15 protein-coding genes are annotated in these 16509 nt (G+C 67.9%); 5 read left to right on the forward strand and 10 right to left on the reverse strand.

Annotated elements, in window-relative coordinates; translation table 11 throughout:
* Position 1: 1 nt before the first annotated feature.
* The 7 genes from JE033_RS04420 to JE033_RS04450 are packed head-to-tail and all read right to left on the reverse strand — an operon-like array spanning position 2 to position 7171.
* On the reverse strand, positions 2-802 hold the full coding sequence (locus JE033_RS04420; protein WP_200329736.1) for an enoyl-CoA hydratase/isomerase family protein: 801 nt from the start codon (positions 800-802) through the stop codon (positions 2-4).
* Positions 799-1938 (reverse strand): extracellular solute-binding protein, encoded by a 1140-nt coding sequence (locus JE033_RS04425; protein WP_200329738.1) that lies wholly within the window; start codon positions 1936-1938, stop codon positions 799-801. Before JE033_RS04425 ends, JE033_RS04420 begins: the two co-directional genes overlap by 4 nt.
* Complete coding sequence (locus JE033_RS04430) at positions 1935-3155, reverse strand: CaiB/BaiF CoA-transferase family protein (protein ID WP_090147517.1); 1221 nt, start codon at positions 3153-3155, stop codon at positions 1935-1937. The genes JE033_RS04425 and JE033_RS04430 overlap by 4 nt, the downstream gene beginning before the upstream one ends.
* Positions 3152-4291 carry an aldose 1-epimerase family protein gene (locus JE033_RS04435; RefSeq protein ID WP_200329740.1) on the reverse strand — a complete coding sequence of 380 codons (1140 nt, stop codon included), beginning with the start codon at positions 4289-4291 and terminating at the stop codon, positions 3152-3154. Before JE033_RS04435 ends, JE033_RS04430 begins: the two co-directional genes overlap by 4 nt.
* On the reverse strand, positions 4288-5049 hold the full coding sequence (locus JE033_RS04440; RefSeq protein WP_090147512.1) for an SDR family NAD(P)-dependent oxidoreductase: 762 nt from the start codon (positions 5047-5049) through the stop codon (positions 4288-4290). Before JE033_RS04440 ends, JE033_RS04435 begins: the two co-directional genes overlap by 4 nt.
* Before the next feature lie 2 nt (positions 5050-5051).
* A complete protein-coding gene (locus JE033_RS04445; protein ID WP_200329741.1) occupies positions 5052-5966 on the reverse strand; it encodes a sugar phosphate isomerase/epimerase in 915 nt (304 codons plus the stop codon).
* A gap of 44 nt (positions 5967-6010) precedes the next feature.
* Positions 6011-7171, reverse strand: coding sequence for a Gfo/Idh/MocA family protein (locus JE033_RS04450; RefSeq protein ID WP_200329743.1), 1161 nt, complete (start codon positions 7169-7171; stop codon positions 6011-6013).
* A 161-nt stretch (positions 7172-7332) separates the two neighbouring features.
* On the opposite strand from JE033_RS04450, the gene JE033_RS04455 reads away from it, so the two are divergent.
* The 5 genes from JE033_RS04455 to JE033_RS04475 all read left to right on the forward strand — a co-directional run bounded on the left by JE033_RS04455 (position 7333) and on the right by JE033_RS04475 (position 13599).
* Positions 7333-8406: a substrate-binding domain-containing protein gene (locus JE033_RS04455; protein WP_200329745.1), complete on the forward strand. Its 1074-nt coding sequence runs from the start codon at positions 7333-7335 to the stop codon at positions 8404-8406.
* Between the two features lie 26 nt (positions 8407-8432).
* Positions 8433-9983, forward strand: a complete 1551-nt coding sequence (locus tag JE033_RS04460) for a sugar ABC transporter ATP-binding protein (RefSeq protein WP_200329747.1) — start codon at positions 8433-8435, stop codon at positions 9981-9983.
* Entirely contained in the window at positions 9980-11002 is a 1023-nt protein-coding gene (locus JE033_RS04465; RefSeq protein ID WP_200329749.1) for an ABC transporter permease, read from the forward strand. The genes JE033_RS04460 and JE033_RS04465 overlap by 4 nt, the downstream gene beginning before the upstream one ends.
* On the forward strand, positions 10995-11987 hold the full coding sequence (locus tag JE033_RS04470; RefSeq protein WP_200329751.1) for an ABC transporter permease: 993 nt from the start codon (positions 10995-10997) through the stop codon (positions 11985-11987). The genes JE033_RS04465 and JE033_RS04470 overlap by 8 nt, the downstream gene beginning before the upstream one ends.
* Positions 11988-12072: 85 nt before the next feature.
* A complete protein-coding gene (locus tag JE033_RS04475; protein WP_200329753.1) occupies positions 12073-13599 on the forward strand; it encodes an aldehyde dehydrogenase (NADP(+)) in 1527 nt (508 codons plus the stop codon).
* Between the two features lie 122 nt (positions 13600-13721).
* On the opposite strand, the gene JE033_RS04480 is transcribed toward JE033_RS04475, so the two are convergent.
* From JE033_RS04480 to purN, 3 genes are all read right to left on the reverse strand, one after another.
* A complete protein-coding gene (locus JE033_RS04480) occupies positions 13722-14075 on the reverse strand; it encodes a hypothetical protein (RefSeq protein ID WP_090147223.1) in 354 nt (117 codons plus the stop codon).
* A gap of 93 nt (positions 14076-14168) precedes the next feature.
* The gene (gene purH / locus JE033_RS04485; protein WP_090147221.1) at positions 14169-15827 is read right to left on the reverse strand and encodes a bifunctional phosphoribosylaminoimidazolecarboxamide formyltransferase/IMP cyclohydrolase; all 1659 of its coding nucleotides are present in this window, start codon (positions 15825-15827) and stop codon (positions 14169-14171) included.
* Between the two features lie 74 nt (positions 15828-15901).
* Positions 15902-16507 carry a phosphoribosylglycinamide formyltransferase gene (gene purN, locus JE033_RS04490; protein WP_090147218.1) on the reverse strand — a complete coding sequence of 202 codons (606 nt, stop codon included), beginning with the start codon at positions 16505-16507 and terminating at the stop codon, positions 15902-15904.
* Between the last annotated feature and the right edge of the window lie 2 nt (positions 16508-16509).

A 16509-nucleotide genomic window follows, 5' to 3' on the forward strand; every position in this document is an offset into this window, starting at 1 on the left:
GTCAGCGTCCGCGGAAGACGCCGTCGCGGCGCTCGGCGAAGGCGCGGCGCCCCTCAGCCGCGTCCTCCGTGGCGAACGTGATGGCCTGGAGGTCGCGCTCGTATGCCATCGCCTGGTCGTGCGGCAGGTTGTAGGCCGCCCTGATGTTCGCCTTCGCGGTCTCGACGGCGATCGGCGGCCGGGAGGCGATGGTCGATGCGAGTTCGCGAGCTCGCTCCATCAGACGCTCCCCTGGCACGACCTCGCTCACGATGCCCCAGCGCAAGGCGGTCGCGGCATCGATCATGTCCCCGGTCATCGTCATGACGGCGGCGTTACTCGGGCCTGCGGCCGCCGAGAGGAATGCGCTCATGCCGCCCCCGCCGATCCAGCCGAGCTTCACCTCCGGCGCTGCGAACTGCGCCGTCTCGGCCGCGATGCGGATATCGCAGATCAACGACGTCTCGAGCCCGCCCCCCAGGGCGTACCCGTTGATCGCCGCAATGATCGGCTTGCGCAGTTCGTGCAGCGCGTCGCAGTAGTCCATGCGATTTCGAAACTGCCACGGGGTCGCGTAGTCGTCGAGCGTGCGAATATCGCTGCCCGCGCAGAAGGCGCGGTCGCCGGAGCCGGTGAGGATCACGACGCGAACGCTCGGATCGTCGTTCGCCGCGTGCGCGATCTGCTCGAGGGTGCGCGACATGTCGGGCGTGACGGCGTTGAGCTTCTCGGGGCGCTGCAGGGTGACGGTGAGCACGAAGTCGTCGAGCGCGACCCCGACCTGATCGGTGGCGAAGTCGGTGATGGCGGTGATGGCGTTCATCGGTTCCCTTTCAGTGCGGCGGCGCGTGAATCACGAGCCAGTCTTCCGAGGCGCGCAAGAGCCTCGCGCGGTGCGAGTTCCCCCGAGAGGGCGCTGCGCACCAGCTCGGATCCGGCGAGTTGAGCGGCAGGGAAGCCTGCGTAGCGCGGGCGCACGCTCGCGGCCTCGATGGTGTCGCGAGTGCTCGAATAGAACGCCCCTGCGCGATCGTCCACCTCGCGATCCGCCCATGCCCCGGCGAGCGCCGGCTGACCCTCGAACTCCGGAATCACTCGGCGCTGGGTGCTCGGAGCGACGAGCCACCTGAGGTACTCGCGCAGGCCATCGGTGACCTCGGCACGTCGGCTGACCGCGACGCCCGTGCCCCCGATCATCGACCCGATGGGACCGCCCCGCACCGCGCGAGGAGCGTCCCCGAACGCGACGGGCGCCTCGTTCCCGCGGCGCGAGTAATTGACGTACCCGTAGACGAGGGGCACGAAGGCGAGGGGATCATCGGAGCCGACGCGCTCGAGCAGACCGATCGGATTGATCCGGTCGTAGCCAGGAGCCGACCGCGCCTGCACCGCGCGGAGCACCTCGAGCGCATCGAGCGCCTCGCGATCCGGCACCCAGGCCTCGCCCGCCTCATCGACGGGTGCAGCTCCGAGTGCCGCGACCACGGAGAAGAATGTGAGCAGCGCGTGCGGCCCGGAGAGGCTCAAGGCCACGGGAACGTCGGCTGCGAGGCGCTCCACGTCTTCCCAGGTCTCAGGAGCTGCGGCCACGAGACGGCTGTCGCGTGCGCTCACCTGTGTCGCAGCATCGATCGGAAGCGCCCAGGTGCCGCCATCGCCCCGATAGGAGCGCAGGGAGGGCCCGACGTAGCGTTCGGAGAACAGCGGATCGTCATCGCCCAGCACGGACTCGAGCGACTGCAGTGCTCCGTTGCGGAGTGCGTCGCCGATGTGCGGATGGTCGAGCACGATGAGGTCGTACTCCGCAGCGAGCTCATCGATCGGGTGCGCTTCGAACCCCTCGAGCGGCTGCGCATCCCAGGAGACATCGACACCGCGTTCGCGCCAGAGCACGGACGCCGCTTCGAGCCAGACCCGGCCCCTGGGGTGATCCCACGTGAGTCCGCGAAAGCCGGTCACGGCGTCTCCAGGGCCTCGTCGAGCTGTGCCACGACGCCGGATGAGACGAGGCGGTCGACGTCGGCGCTCGATACCCCGATGCCAGCGAGGATCTCGCGGCTGTGCTCACCGGTCTGCGGGGCACCGCGGGTGACCGAGGGAGGGGTGAGCGAGAACCGGTACGGGAAACCCGGGGTCTTCACGCGCCCTTCCGTGGGGTGCTCGTACTCCACGAAGGTGCCGTTGTGGGCGATCTGCGGATCGTTCACCAGGTCTTCGTACGAGTAGACCGGGCCGGCCCACACGCCTCGCTCGGCGAACAGGGTCAACCACTCGGCGCTCGTGCGTCGCTCCAGCGCCTGGGCGGTACGGGCGAAGAGTTCGTCGCGCATGCTCCACGCAGCGTGCTCGTCATCGAGGCCGCGCAGCGAGTCGTCGTCGAAGAGATCGGCGAGCACGTCGAGCGATGGGAACGCGAGCACGATGTACCCATCCTGCGTGCGGAAGGAGCCGTAGGGTGAGCGAATGTACACGTGCGCGTGCGGCTGCGCGGTGCGCTTCTGCGGCACGTTGCCGACGGTGTACACCGAGAGCTCCTGCATCTGCAGCGTCGTGATCGCGTCGAGCATGTTGACCGTGACGAGCTGCCCCTCGCCGGTGCGCTCCCGATGCAGCAGTGCCGCGAGCACGCCCTCGAACGCGGTCGAAGCCGTGACGGCGTCCGCGAGGTACTGTCCGGCGGCCTGCGGAGGCTGACCGACGGCCCCCGTCGAGAGCATGGCCCCCGACATCGCCTGCAGCAGCAGATCCTGACCCGGCCGGTCCCGGTACGGGCCGTCTTCGCCGTACCCCGAGATCGAGACGTAGACGATCGACGGGTTGATGGCGCGCAGGGACTCGTAGTCGACTCCGAGTCGCTTCGCGACTCCCGGGCGATAGTTCTGCAGGAAGACGTCGGCCTCTGCGACCAGCCGGTACAGCAGCTCGCGCCCTTCCTCGTTCTTCAGATTCAGTGCGAGCGAGCGCTTGTTGCGGTTGAGCGACAGGAACGACACGTTCACCTTGTTGCCCGTGACGCCGCCGGCCGGGGTGTGGCGCTGCCACTCCCCCGTCGTCGGTTCGACCTTGACGACGTCTGCCCCGAGATCGCCGAGGCGCTGGGCCGCGAACGGTCCTGCCATCGCGATCGAGCAGTCGAGCACGCGATAGCCGCTCAGCACACCTGATGGGGTGGTCATGCGGTTGCCTCTTTTCTGGAGATGGACTGCACGCGCGATCGCGCGGCAGCAGTGGCTTCTGGCCCGTCGAGCAGGGTGATCGATGTGCGATACGTCCGGGATTCGCCGTGCTCGAGCCAGATCATCGTTCCGTCTTCACGTGCGGCCGCCTCTCCGCTGACGTGATGCGTCGACGGTTCGAGGCCGACGCCGTACTGACCCTCGCGCAGGTTCTGCCACTCGAAGAAGTGCGGCATCGCCGAAGCGTCCCAGTCGATCTCGACGCCGAAATTCCCGTCGCTCCTGAGGAGTGCGACGCGATGCCTGCCGTCCTGGCCGGCCGAGAGCTCATGCTCCCAGACCTGCTCGACGAAGTGACGCTCGGGCGCGATGAGCCGATCGTGCGGGGCGCCCTGCTCGTCGACCGAGTCTGATTTCCAGACGTGGCGTTGGATGGCCCCGTGGAACTCGGAGCCCTCGTCGACCACCGGCCATCCGACGTTGATGTGGTACAGGAACATGTGCGGAGTGCGCTCGAACCCGAGGTTCTCCACCTCGTCGTCGATGCGGAAGCCGCTGCCGAAGACATCGACCTCGATGGTGCGACGCAGCCGCAGGTGCTCGCCGAACGAGGTGGCCTGGACGACCTCTCCCCGAACGCGCAGCACTCCGCCGTTCTCCTGCCACTCCTCGTCGACGGAGAGGAGCCGTGCAGGCAGTGAGCTGAGGCGCCCATGCAGGCCGTGTCGCACGGTCTGCTTCGGCGGGTAGTGGTAATGCGTCGCGTCGTATTCACCGCCGAACAGGGCGTGGTCGAGCCCGCCGCTGACGAGGAATCCGTCGAGTGTGCGGAGCCAGGCGAGGCCGTCCTCCGACTCGACCTCGTGCAGCGAGGGGTGACGATACCCGTTGCCCGAGCGCCACGAGACCGGAACGCCCCGGTACCGCACGTCGCCGATGTCGAAGGCGCGGTCGATGAGCACTTCGATCTCGAGTCCGTCGGCATTGCGGATCTGCAGGGAGCGCACACCGCGCTCCTGCCCGTTCGACCGCACCACCTCGCGAATCTCGGCGAACGCCGCGAGGTCTCCGGTGCGCCGCCGCAGGTGGCTCGTGGATTGCTGCACGGCGTCGCCGTACCAGTCTCGCGCGCTCATTCCATCACCCATCCGCCGTCGACGTTGATCGTCTGACCCGTCACGAACGAGGCGTCGTCGCCGACCAGGAATGAGACGACGGACGCCAGTTCCTCGTTGCGACCGCGTCGCTTGATCGACTGCTTCTCGATCACCGTGCGGTTGTAGGTCTCCGGGTCGCCGTTGATCTCCTCCGCCTTCGTGGGGAAGGCGCCCGGCGAGACCGCGTTCACCCGCACGCCGGTCGGCCCGAGCTCGCGCGCGAGGGAACGGGTGAGGCCGACCGCCGCACCCTTCGTCGACACGTAGCTGACGAGGTGCTCCCAACCGCCGTGGAACGTGATCGAACCGATGCTCACGATCGAGCCCGTGCCGCGCGGCACCATCCGCCGTGCAGCGGCCTGAGACCCTGCGAAGTAGGCGATCTGGTTGACGCGCAGCACCTCCTCGTACTCGGCGAGCGGAATGTCGAGGAACGGGGTCGCCGGGTAGATCGCGGCGTTGTTGACCATCGCCTCGAGCGGCCCGAGCTCGCGCTCCACGCGCTCCACGGCTGCGTCGATCGCCGGGGTGTCGCGCAGATCGAGGTCGACGACGAGGTTCCGGATCCCGTGCTCGTCGAGCAGGGAAGCCGTTTCGCGGAGCGTCTCTCCGTCGCGGCCGACGATGCCGACCGCGAAGCCGTCTTGTCCGAGCCTGAGGGCGATCGCGCGCCCGAGGGCGCCACCCGCTCCGGTCACCAGAGCGGAGCGGGTGGCGGATGCTGCAGGGGTCGTCATGCTCAGACGCCCTGCCGCTTCAGAACCTCGCGCAGGAACTCCTTCGCGCGGGGCACGTCGGATTCGTCGAGGTGCTCGATGATCAGCGGAATGTTCGGGTTGCGCTCCGACAGTCGGCGCACGTACAGGTCGTAGTCGAGCGAACCGAGGCCGGCGGCCGGAAGCTCGATCTCCCCGACGCCTCGGAAGGTGTGCGACGCAAGCGCGTCGTCGTCGCCGATGTCCGCGTGCTTCTCGCTCTTATCGCTGCCCGCGCGCTTCACGTCCTTGGCATGCGCGATGCGCACACGGTCGCCGAGCGTGTCGAAGACCTCGTTGAGCACCCCCGCTTGATCGTCGATGTTGGTGGCGTCGAAGTAGTTCGTCGGGTCCATCAGCAGCTCGAGCCCCGGATGATTGATGTCGTTGAACACCCGCGACGTTTCGCGCACCGATCCGACGACGTTGTTCACGTAGGTCTCGAGGAGGAAGGTCGCGCCGTGGTCCCACGCCTCCTGGGCGAGTTCGGTGAGCACGGAGCGCACCTGCTCGTAGGCATCCTCACTGCGATTGTGCGGATCATGGTCCCACTCGCTCTCGGCGTTGAACGTGCCGGACTCGCTGATCACGTACGGCGTGCCGAAGTCGCGTGCGCTGCGGATGATCTCCTTGAGCCGCTCGACGTTCGACCGGCGCTTGTCGAGATCGGGGTGCACGATGTTGGTGTACCCGGAGATCGCGCAGATCGGTGCGTCATGGTCGCGGAACGTGTCCTGCACGCGCTTCGCCTTCTCCTTCGTGATCTGGCCGGATGACAGGTCGATGTCTTTGAAGTGGAGGTCGAGCTGCACGGCGTTCAGTCCCAGGTCCTGGATCTTCTTCGCAGTGGTCTCGAGGTCGTACGGGAAGTAGCCCGAGAAGATGCCGATCTGAATCATGGTGGAGGTGCTCCTTTGCGTTCCTTGGTGGGGTGTGTTGCGTGTCAGAGAGTGAATTCGTCGAGCCGCACCGCCCGGCGCTCGTCGAGCGACCGGTAGCCGGCTTCGATCAGCGCCATCGTGCGAACATTGTCGGCGACGGTCAGCGCCGGGGCGTCGCCGCTGTCGAGCGCGTGCTGCACCTGCTCCATGACGCCGATGAAGGCGTGCGGGAACCAGTGCGTCTCCCACTCCGGCGACACCCACTTCCCGTCGGTCTCGTGCGCTGATGCGAAACTGATCGTGGACGGCTCGCCGGTGGGCCAGCCGATCGTGCCGCGCGCGACTCCGGCGGTGCCTTCGACCCGCCAGGAGATGAAGAAGTCGGAGTCGTAACCCGCTTGACGCGGCCCGCCCCAGACATCCTCGCGGGAGACGGCGAGCACTCCGTTGTCGAATCGCAGCGTCGAGGCGACGATTCCGTCGGTGTGCGCGAACTCGGTGCGCGGGTCGGGTCGACCGGCCGTGTAGATCTCGGTCGGCTCGCCGAAGAGGTACCGCAGTGCGTCGAGATGGTGCACGCTCATATTGGCGAGCGTCAGGCGGTCGTACTCGGCGAGGAATGTCTGCCAGTGCGGCACGGCGTGCATGTCGATGGCCGCGAAGACCGGTTCGCCGAGCGCACCGCGATCGAGCAGTTGTTTCAGCGATCGGATCGACTGGTCGTAGCGCATGTTCTGATTCACGGAGAGGATCTTCCCCGCTGCGGCGGCCTCGTCGCGGAGCGCGATCGCTTCGTCCAGTGAGAGAGCGAGCGGTTTCTGGGCGAGGATGGCGCGCACGTGCGGCTGTGCGAGAGCGAGGCGGATGAGCTCGGGTTGCGTGTCCGGCGGAAAGGCGATGTCGACGATTTCGATGCGAGGATCGAGAATCAGGTCGCTCGGCGAGTCGTGCACCGTTTCGATGCCGTATCGCTCGGCCACGGCCGTGGCGTTCGCGCGGGTGCGGGACGCGATGGCGACGACGGGGAACCCGGCGATCCGGTACGCCTCGAGATGCTGATCCGCCATGATCGCCCCTGCTCCGATTGCTCCGATCGCGTGGGATCGCGAGCGGATCCGCGCGTCGGGTTCGAGGCCGAACGACTCCGCCGTCTGCTCTGTCACCGCTGATGTCATCTGCACTTCCTCCTTGAAGTTCGCGCCGTTGGGCGCCGCGGCCATCATGTCACATTTGTTATGTTAGCGCTCTTGGCAGCGCTGCCATTTTGATGTTAGTGTCACCACGCAGCGCTCGTCAACACGTTCTCGAAACCACGCGGAAACGTCCCCGGCATCGAAGCCCCAGGCGGCGCAGCACCTCGCAGTTTGATTTCAAAGGAGAAAGCATGCAGCACTCACGCACCATCGCACGCGGCATCGGCATCGCGGCGATTGCGGCACTCTCGGTCAGCCTCGCGGCCTGCAGCTCGGCACCCGCCGAGGGCGGCGGCAGCGCCGCCGAGGACGGGTCCGACGACGGAACGTTCGTCATCGGGTTCCAGCAACCACTCGGCGGCCAGGCCTGGCGCGAAACCGGGCTCGCAGCGATGCAAGCGCTCGCCGCTCGGGACTACGGCGACAAGGTCGAACTCAAGATCGTGCGCACGAACGACAACGACGCCGCGCAGCAGAACGCGGCGATCCAGAACCTGATCGCCGAGGGCGTCGACGCGATCCTCTTCGATCCGGCCTCGGCCACCGGTGCCGACGCAGCGATCTCCCAGGCGAAAGCCGCGGGCATTCCGGTCTTCGCCAACGGCGGCCCCTACGACAACGAGTACGTCTACACGGTATCCACCGACTGGGCGAGTGCCGGTAAGACCGGTGCGGAATGGCTGGTCTCGCAGCTCGGAGACAACAAGGAGGTCGTCGTGCTCGAGGGCGTCGCCGGCGTGCCGCTCAACGACACATCGATGCCCACCGTCACGGAGGTGCTCGAGGAGGGCGGCGCCACCATCGTCGCCGAGGGCGCGAACGGCTGGAATGAGGCGGACGCGCAGCAGACGATGGCGCAGATCCTCCAGTCCCACCCGGACGTCGGGGGCGTGTACTCGTTCCTGACCGGCGGTCAGGGCGTACCCGCTGCCTTCGCCGACGCCAATATCGATTTCGTGCCCGTCGTGGGCGGCTCGGGCTACAACGGAGAGGCCTGCACCCTCGTCGACAACGCCGAAGCCGGGCTCAGCGGAAACATGGTGTTCGGGCACCCCGCGATCTACGCGAAGGGACTCGAACAGGCCGTGCTGCTGCTGGAAGGCGAGGAGATCGAGCAGGAGCAGTACTTCCCGCCGGCCGAGATCACCACCGAGAACGCGGAGGAGTTCTGCCAGCCGGATATGCCGGACAACTTCCAACTCGGGTACGACTTCCCCGGTCTCGATATCACGCTCGAAGAGTACCTCGAGTTCGCGAAGCAGTAATCGGTCGAAAGGGCGGGAGCATCAGCATGTCCCAGCACACGGGTACGGTCGGCGCCGCAGACGCGGCGCCGACCGACCGTTCTGCGCCACTCGTCGTGGCGCAGAACCTCAATAAGAACTACGGCCCCGTACAGGCGGTGGTGGGCGTCGACTTCACCTGCCACGCCGGAGAGGTGCACGCACTCGTCGGGGAGAACGGAGCAGGGAAGAGCACGGTCTCGAAGATGCTCTCCGGCGCGGTCGTCCCGTCGAGTGGTTCCATCACCATCGACGGACGCCCCCTGCAGGGCGGCAGCATCGCCCGCGCCCGGAGCCTGGGCATCGCGTGCGCGTACCAGGAGATCGCGCTCGTACCGGAGTGGACCGTGGCCGAGAACCTCGCCCTCCCCGAAGTGGGCACGGCGCGCGTCTACTCCCCCGCGAAGGCTCTGCGTCGGGCGAAAGAGATCCTGGAGCAGCTGCATCTCCCCCACATCGACCCGCACGCCCGGCTCGGCACCCTGCTCCTCGCCGATCGCCAACTCGTCGAGATCGCCCGGGCGATCGCGGCGCAACCCAAGCTGCTGATCCTCGACGAGGCGTCGAGCGCCCTGACGCCCCCCGGCGTCGAGTGGCTATTCGACCGCATCCGCGAGGTCACAGCCGGCGGCAGCGCGGTCATCTACGTGACCCATCGCCTGCAGGAGCTCCAGGTGATCGCGGACCGCGGCACGGTGCTGCGCGACGGCGCCCCGGTCGGGACGTTCACCCGCGGCGAGTGGGACGAGGATCAGCTCATCTCGATGATGGCCGGGCGCGCTACTCAGAAGCAGTTCCCTCCCGCACCCGTCGTCGCCGCAGACGCCCCCGTAGCCCTCGAAGTGCGCAACCTGCAGTCCCCGCGCCTCACCGACGTCTCCCTCCGCGTCCGTGCCGGTGAGATCCTCGGCATCGGCGGCTTGCAGGGCCAGGGCCAGACCGAACTCCTGCGGGCCCTGTTCGGCGCCGTGCCCGCCACGGCCGATACCTGGGAGATCGGGGGATCGCCGGTCGGCGCCCTCAACCCGCGACGCGCGGTCAAAGCGGGCATCGGCTACGTTCCCGAGGACCGCAAAACGGAGGGCCTCGCACTCGAACTCGGTGTCGGCGAGAACCTCTTCGCTCCGTGGCTCAGGCTCTTCGGCGCTGGCGGCGCACCGCAGCTGCGCAAGGAGCGCGGCTGGATCGACGGCGTGCTCTCAGCGCTCAGCGTGCGCACCCGCGGACCGCAGGAGTCGGCCGGCGCGCTCTCGGGCGGCAACCAGCAGAAACTCGTCTTCGGCAGATGGATGGATCGCGGACGCCGCGTGCTCATTCTGCACGATCCCACGCGCGGCATCGACGTGCGGGCGAAACAGGAGCTCTACCGCGCCATGGTCGCGCTCGCCGAGCAGGGCGTCGGCATCGTCTGGTTCTCCAGCGAGGTCGAGGAGCTCGTGCACATGTGCAACCGCGTCGCCGTGCTCTACCGCGGCGGCGTGGTGCAGGAACTCGTAGGAACGGACATCACCGCTGACGCTGTCGTCGGCGCCGCGGTGGGAATGGCGGCACACTCATGACCACCGGCACCATCTTCGCTCCGGTCGCACGGCGCACCGCGCTCCCGATCTGGATCCAGCGATCGATCCACGAGGGCGCGGCCCCGCCCGTCGTCGCCTTCGTCCTCTTCATCGCCGTCTACCTCGCCGTGAACCCGAGCCTGCTCACGCGATTCCAGCTGCAGTCAGCGGCCAACCTCGTCGTTCCGCTCGCGATCGCAGCGCTCGCGCAGCTCATGATCGTACTCATCGGCGGCATCGACATCTCCATCGGAGCGGTCATCAGCCTGTGCAACGTGGTCTTCGCGACGAGTCTCGCCGGGCTCCCCGGCCCCGTGGCACTGATCGTCGCCGTCCTCGTCGGAGCCGCGTGCGGCGTCTTCAACGGCCTCCTCGTCGCGTTCGGCGGACTTCCGGCGATCGCGGTGACGCTCGCGAGCACCTTCATCATCGGCGCGATCGCGCGCACCATCCTCGATCGCCCGGGAGGGGCGCTCAGCGAGACGATCTTCAACGTGACGAGCGGAGAGGCGCTGCCATTCCTGCCGATGGCGATCGTCTGGCTGGTCATCGCCGGAGTCGCCGTCTGGTTCGTGCTGCAGCGGACCGCCTTCGGCCGCCAGATCTACGGCGTCGGATCGAACCGCGACGCCGTGCAGGCCGCCGGCATCAACTCGCGGCTCGCGATCCTCGGCGCATTCGTCCTGTCGGGGGTGCTCGCCTCGATCGCTGCAGTGCTGCTCGCCGGGTCGACGGTGACCGGTGACCCGCGCAGCGGCGATCCGTACCTCCTCACGTCGATTGCAGCCGTAGCGCTGTCGGGTGCCAGCTTCGCAGGCGGACGGGGCTCCGTGCTCGGCACCATCGCCGCCGCGATCATCCTCGGCCTCGTCGGAAACCTGCTCTTCTTCGCCGGCATCAACTCGTACTGGCAGTACATCATCAACGCGCTCATCATCTTCGCGGTCGTGGCGATCCCCGTACTCGTCCGCATCATCAGCACGCGAAAGTCGCTCGCGCAGGGAGGCCACCATGACTGAGACGCTCACCGACGCATCCTCCACGGCTGCCAGAGGGCAGGCGACCAGTGCGCTGAAGCGGGTCCCGACGAGCGCATGGGTCTTCGCGGCGTTCATCGCCCTGTTCCTGCTCAGCGGTCTGATCCGCCCGAGCCTGCTGACGCTCGACGGGCTGATCACGACGGTCACCTTCGCATCCATCCTCGCGATCGCCTCATTCGGGCAGACGATCGCGGTGATCCAGGGCGGCATCGACCTCTCAGTGCCCAACACGATCGCGTTCGCCGCGCTCTCGTTCCTCACCTGGAATGCGAGCCTCGGCCCGGTTCTCGCGCTCATCGCGTCGCTCGCGGCGTCCGCAGTGATCGGATTCATCAACGGCTTCGTGATCGCACGGATCGGCCTCACGCCGATCGTGACCACGATCGCGATGAACGGTCTGCTCTTCGGCGTGCTGCTGTTGAACTTCAGCCTCTCGGAGCTCACGAACGTTCCCGAATTCCTGAAGTCGATCACTGCCGAGAAGATCCCGTTCCTCGGCTCCTCCATCGCGGCGGTGGTGCCGCTCGCGCTCGTGCTCATGCTCGTGCTGCACGCGCTGCTGCGCTGGACCGGATGGGGGCGCGCGCTCTTCCTCGTCGGCTCGTCCGAGGCCACCGCGAACCTCGCCGGGCAACCCGTCGCCCGCATCCGCATCACCGGGTACATGCTGAGCAGCGTGCTCGCCGGATTCGCCGGCATCGCGATCGTCGGCTTCTACAACCAGGCCGAAACGATGATGGGTGCGCCCTATCTCCTGAGCTCGGTCGCGGCGGTCGTCGTCGGCGGCGCCTCGATCTTCGGCGGCCGCGGTTCCGTGCTCGGCACGCTGGCAGGCGCCCTCGTCCTCGGCCAGGTCTCGACGCTCGTGGTCGTCTTCAACCTCGGCGTCGCCGTGCAAGACATGGTCTACGGGGCGATCATCCTGCTCGTCGTCGCCCTGTACGGCCGATCGCATTCCCGCTGAGCGCCGGCCGGGGCAGCGCGGCAATCCAGCCGACGCCCCCGGCCGACACCTCTCCCACCCACCCCGATTCCCGGAGGAACCCTCGATGACCCCCGCACCCCCCACGCTTTCTCCTGATCTTGAGGCCGTCATCGCACGCGCCACCACCGCCGCACCCCACCTCGCCACCACCACCGCCACCCAACGAGCACGAGCCCTCGTCGCCATCGCCGACGCCCTCGAAACCGCAACACCCGACCTCGTACACATCGCACTCCGCGAGACCGGCCTCACCCAAGCCCGACTCACCGGCGAAGTCACCCGCACCGCCGTCCAACTCCGCCTCTTCGCCGACACCATCGTCGACGGCGGCTACCTCGACGCCCGCATCGACCCCGCAGACCCCGACTTCGCCCTCGGCCAACGCCCCGATATCCGCCGCACCCACATCCCCCTCGGCCCAGTCATCAACTTCTCCGCCTCCAACTTCCCCTTCGCGTTCTCCGTCATGGGCGGCGACTCCGCAGCGATCCTCGCAGCAGGATGCCCACTCATCGTGAAAGCCCACTCCAGCCACCCAGACCTCTCCGACGCCACCGCGGAAGTCGCCACACGCGCACTCACCCAAGCAGGCATGCCCGAAGGCACCTTCCAACTCATCCACGGCCGCGAAGCCGGAGTGCAGGTCTTGCAGGACCCCCGCATCAAAGCCGGATCCTTCACCGGCTCCATCCGCGTCGGCCGCATCCTCGCCGACATCGCCGCGAACCGGCCAGCACCCATCCCGTTCTTCGGAGAACTCGGCAGCGTCAACCCCATCTTCATCACCGCCGACGCCATCACGGAACGCGCCGACGAGATCGCCACCGGCTACCTCGCCAGCGTCGCAGGCTCCGCCGGCCAGCTCTGCACCAAGCCCGGCTTCGCATTCATCCCCGCAGGCAGCGCACTCCCCCAGGCCATCACCCACAACACGACCGACGTCCCCGAGCATCGCCTCCTCGACCCCCGCATCGCGAAATCCTACGACGAACGCCGCACCGCCGTACTGGGCACCGCCGGAGCGAACCCGCTGATCCCCGGCGGCATCCGCTTCGACGACGACGGACAGGGCTGGGCCACCCCCACCATCATCGCGATCAGCCTCGACGACTTCCGAACCGGACGCGACACCCTCCTCGAAGAATCCTTCGGCCCGCTCTCCATCCTCGTCGAAACCCCCACCGGCACCGACCTCGCAGCCCTCATGCCCGAGTTCTACGAAGGCAACCTCTCCGGCACCCTCCACATCAGCGAAGCCGAAGCCACCGGAGAAACCGACAACGCCCCCCAACTACGCGCCCTCATCGCCGCCCTCGCGAACCAAGTCGGCCGCGTCCTGTTCAACGGCTGGTCCACCGGCGTCGCCGTCACCCCCGCCCAACAGCACGGCGGCCCCTGGCCCGCGACAACGAACGACTCCTCCACCTCCGTCGGCACCGCAGCCATCACCCGCTTCCAACGACCCGTCGCCTACCAGAACGCACCCCAAGCACTCCTCCCCGAAGCACTCCAAGACACCAACCCGCTAGGCATCCCCCAACACATCAGCCCAGCAGGCCAATCACACCACTGGGGCACACGCTGGCACTAACCCCCACCGCAACCGACCCGCACGAACCCGAATCCACTGCGCGACGGGCGCAAACGGACCCGCCGGCACACAGCAAGACCCCCGAGAGGCTCAGCCTCCCGGGGGTCTTCGTTCATCGACGATCAGTGCCAGAGCACGGCGAGCACCACGTTCACCACCGACAATCCGGCGATGGCGCCCAGGAATCCACCCGGAACGGGCTGCTTCTTCCGGCCGATGAGCACGACTGCGATCAGTACGAGCAGCACGACGAGCTTCACGCCGATCTTCGCGTTGTTCGGCTGGCCTCCGGTCGCGTAGACCATGCCGACGAGCAGCAGGCCGGTCGCCAGCAGCAACCACGCGCCGTGCAAGATGCCAGGAGTGATACGAGCGCGTGCTTCCTTCACCGCCGACAACTGTGCGAGCGTGCTGCCGAACACCGCGCCGAATCCGACGATGTGCAAGACGATGAGTATTCCCTTGACGATTTCCACGTCTCGATTCTCCCCGGGGCGAGCACCCTGCCGCAACGAAGGCGAGGCTTGCTCACACCAGATGAATGAAGGAAAAAACCGCAGATCAGAGGATCAGTGGAAGAAGTGCCGCTCGCCCGTGAAGTACATGGTCACGCCTGCTGCCTGGGCCGCATCGACGACCTCGGGGTCTCGGACCGACCCGCCCGGCTGCACGACCGCGCGCACGCCGGCGTCGAGCAGTACCTGCAGGCCGTCGGCGAACGGGAAGAACGCGTCGGAGGCGGCGACCGATCCTCGCGCGCGGTCTCCCGCGCGCTCCACCGCGAGGCGGCAGGAATCGACGCGGTTGACCTGGCCCATGCCGACACCGACCGAAGCACCCCCCTGCGCGAGCAGGATGGCGTTCGACTTCACGGCGCGGCTCGCACGCCACGCGAACTCGAGATCGGCGAGCGTCGCGGCATCAGCGGGCTCGCCCGTAGCGAGCGTCCACTCGGATGCCGGTGCGAAGGAGCGATCGGAATCCTGCAGCAGGAACCCACCTGAGACCTGACGCAGCTCCACGGGGTTCGGCTGGTAGTCGGCCGGCAGCACCAGCAGTCGCACGTTCTTCTTCTGCGTGAGCACGGCGAGGGCGTCGGGCTCGAAGCCGGGAGCGACGATGACTTCGGTGAAGATCCCGGCGACGGTCTCCGCCATCGCCTTCGTGACGATGCGGTTCGCCGCGATCACGCCGCCGAACGCAGAGACGGGGTCGCACGCGTGCGCGAGTTCGTGAGCGGCGGCGATCGGGTCGGCCGCACCTTCTGGCGCGACGGCGATGCCGCAGGGGTTCGCGTGCTTGATGATGGCGACGGCGGGGCGCTCATGATCGAACGCGGCGCGGAGCGCGGCGTCGGCATCGACGTAGTTGTTGTACGACATCTCCTTGCCGTGGAGCTGCGCGGCCTGTGCGATGCCCGATCCTTCGTTCTCCGTGAAGAGTGCGGCCCGCTGATGGCTGTTCTCGCCGTACCGCAGCACCGATTCGCGGAGCCCGAAGACCTCGTAGCCGACGTACCCCTCGGTGGTTTCGAAGATGCTGTCGATCGACGCCTCGCTCGAATCGGCTTCGGCGGCAGGCGCCTCTCCCCACTCGGCGTCCTCCTGCTCGAGGAACCAGTTCGCCACGGCGGCATCGTACTGGGCCGTGTGCACGAACGCCTCAGTGGCGAGCGAGCGGCGCTGGGCGAGCGTCGTTCCGCCGGCCCGCACGGCGGCGATGATCTCGTCGTAGCGTCCGGGCGAAACGACGATCGCCGCGTTCGCGTGGTTCTTCGCGCTCGCCCGCACCATCGCGGGGCCGCCGATGTCGACGTTCTCGATGACGTCGGCTGCCGGCTTGCCCGATGCGACCGTCTCTTCGAAGGGGTACAGGTTGACGACCACGAGCTCGAACGCCGCGTAGCCGAGCGCGTCGAGCTGCGCGCGATGGTCGGCGAGGCGCAGGTCGGCGAGCAGGCCGGAGTGCACGGCGGGGTGCAGTGTCTTCACGCGGCCGTCGAGGGCCTCCGCGAATCCGGTGACCTCGGAGACGTCGGTGACGGCGTGGCCCGCCTCGCGGATCGTCGCAGCGGTCGAACCCGTCGAGACGATCTCGACCCCGTTCTCGGCGAGCGCGCCGGCAAGGTCGAGCAAGCGCGTCTTGTCGCTGACCGAGATCAGCGCGCGCCGTACGGGCACGACGTCGCGGTGCTCGTAGAGGCTGGGGTCGTGGCTCTGAACTGCCATGCGGCGGGACTCCTTAGGTCGGTGTTCGCAGTCTGGATACGATTCGGGTGCTGAGGCGCTGATCGAGCGCAGGATCACCGCGCGCCGGGCAGCGCGAGCTCTCCGAGTGCGATCTCTCGCACGGTCTGCACGAGCAGGGGGCGTTCGAGCTGCTTGATCCGCTCGTGGAGCTCGGCTTCGGTCTCGCCGGGGCGGACGTCGACGGCGGCTTGTCGCAGCACCGGGCCGGTGTCGACGCCCTCATCGATGACGTGCACGGTGACCCCGGTGCGCTCGGCGCCGGCGGCGAGCGCGTCGCGCACCGCGTGGGCCCCGGGGAATGCGGGAAGCAGTGCCGGGTGCGTGTTGATGAGGCGGGGACTGAAAGCGCGCACGAAGCCCGGGGGAAGAATACGCATGAGTCCGGCACTCACCACGAGACCGGGGTGCGGGCCGGTGCCGACGTGGTGCTCTTGGATCGCCGCGGCGAGCACCTCGCCCCACGCCTCCCGAGAGTCCGAGTCGCGGGGTCGCACGACGAATGCGGGGATCCCTGCGGCGCGCGCGTGCTCCAGGCCGGGCGCGTCGGTGTCCGATCCGACGCAGGCGATCTCTGCCGGGAAATCGGGGTCGGCGGTCGCGTCGATCAGCGCCTTGAGGTTGCTGCCGCCACCGGAGATGAGAACCGCGATTTTCAGCACCG

This window comes from Leucobacter sp. L43, assembly GCF_016597785.1.
Lineage (GTDB): Bacteria > Actinomycetota > Actinomycetes > Actinomycetales > Microbacteriaceae > Leucobacter > Leucobacter alluvii.

Bases quoted from the DNA above. Each gene is read 5' to 3' on its own strand.
- JE033_RS04440 (WP_090147512.1), bottom strand. From the start codon at position 5,049: ATGACGACCCCTGCAGCATCCGCCACCCGCTCCGCTCTGGTGACCGGA.
- JE033_RS04445 (WP_200329741.1), bottom strand. From the start codon at position 5,966: ATGATTCAGATCGGCATCTTCTCGGGCTACTTCCCGTACGACCTCGAG.
- purH (WP_090147221.1), bottom strand. From the start codon at position 15,827: ATGGCAGTTCAGAGCCACGACCCCAGCCTCTACGAGCACCGCGACGTC.
- JE033_RS04460 (WP_200329747.1), top strand. From the start codon at position 8,433: ATGTCCCAGCACACGGGTACGGTCGGCGCCGCAGACGCGGCGCCGACC.
- JE033_RS04420 (WP_200329736.1), bottom strand. From the start codon at position 802: ATGAACGCCATCACCGCCATCACCGACTTCGCCACCGATCAGGTCGGG.
- JE033_RS04475 (WP_200329753.1), top strand. From the start codon at position 12,073: ATGACCCCCGCACCCCCCACGCTTTCTCCTGATCTTGAGGCCGTCATC.
- JE033_RS04430 (WP_090147517.1), bottom strand. From the start codon at position 3,155: ATGACCACCCCATCAGGTGTGCTGAGCGGCTATCGCGTGCTCGACTGC.
- JE033_RS04470 (WP_200329751.1), top strand. From the start codon at position 10,995: ATGACTGAGACGCTCACCGACGCATCCTCCACGGCTGCCAGAGGGCAG.
- JE033_RS04450 (WP_200329743.1), bottom strand. From the start codon at position 7,171: ATGATGGCCGCGGCGCCCAACGGCGCGAACTTCAAGGAGGAAGTGCAG.
- JE033_RS04465 (WP_200329749.1), top strand. From the start codon at position 9,980: ATGACCACCGGCACCATCTTCGCTCCGGTCGCACGGCGCACCGCGCTC.
- JE033_RS04455 (WP_200329745.1), top strand. From the start codon at position 7,333: ATGCAGCACTCACGCACCATCGCACGCGGCATCGGCATCGCGGCGATT.
- JE033_RS04435 (WP_200329740.1), bottom strand. From the start codon at position 4,291: ATGAGCGCGCGAGACTGGTACGGCGACGCCGTGCAGCAATCCACGAGC.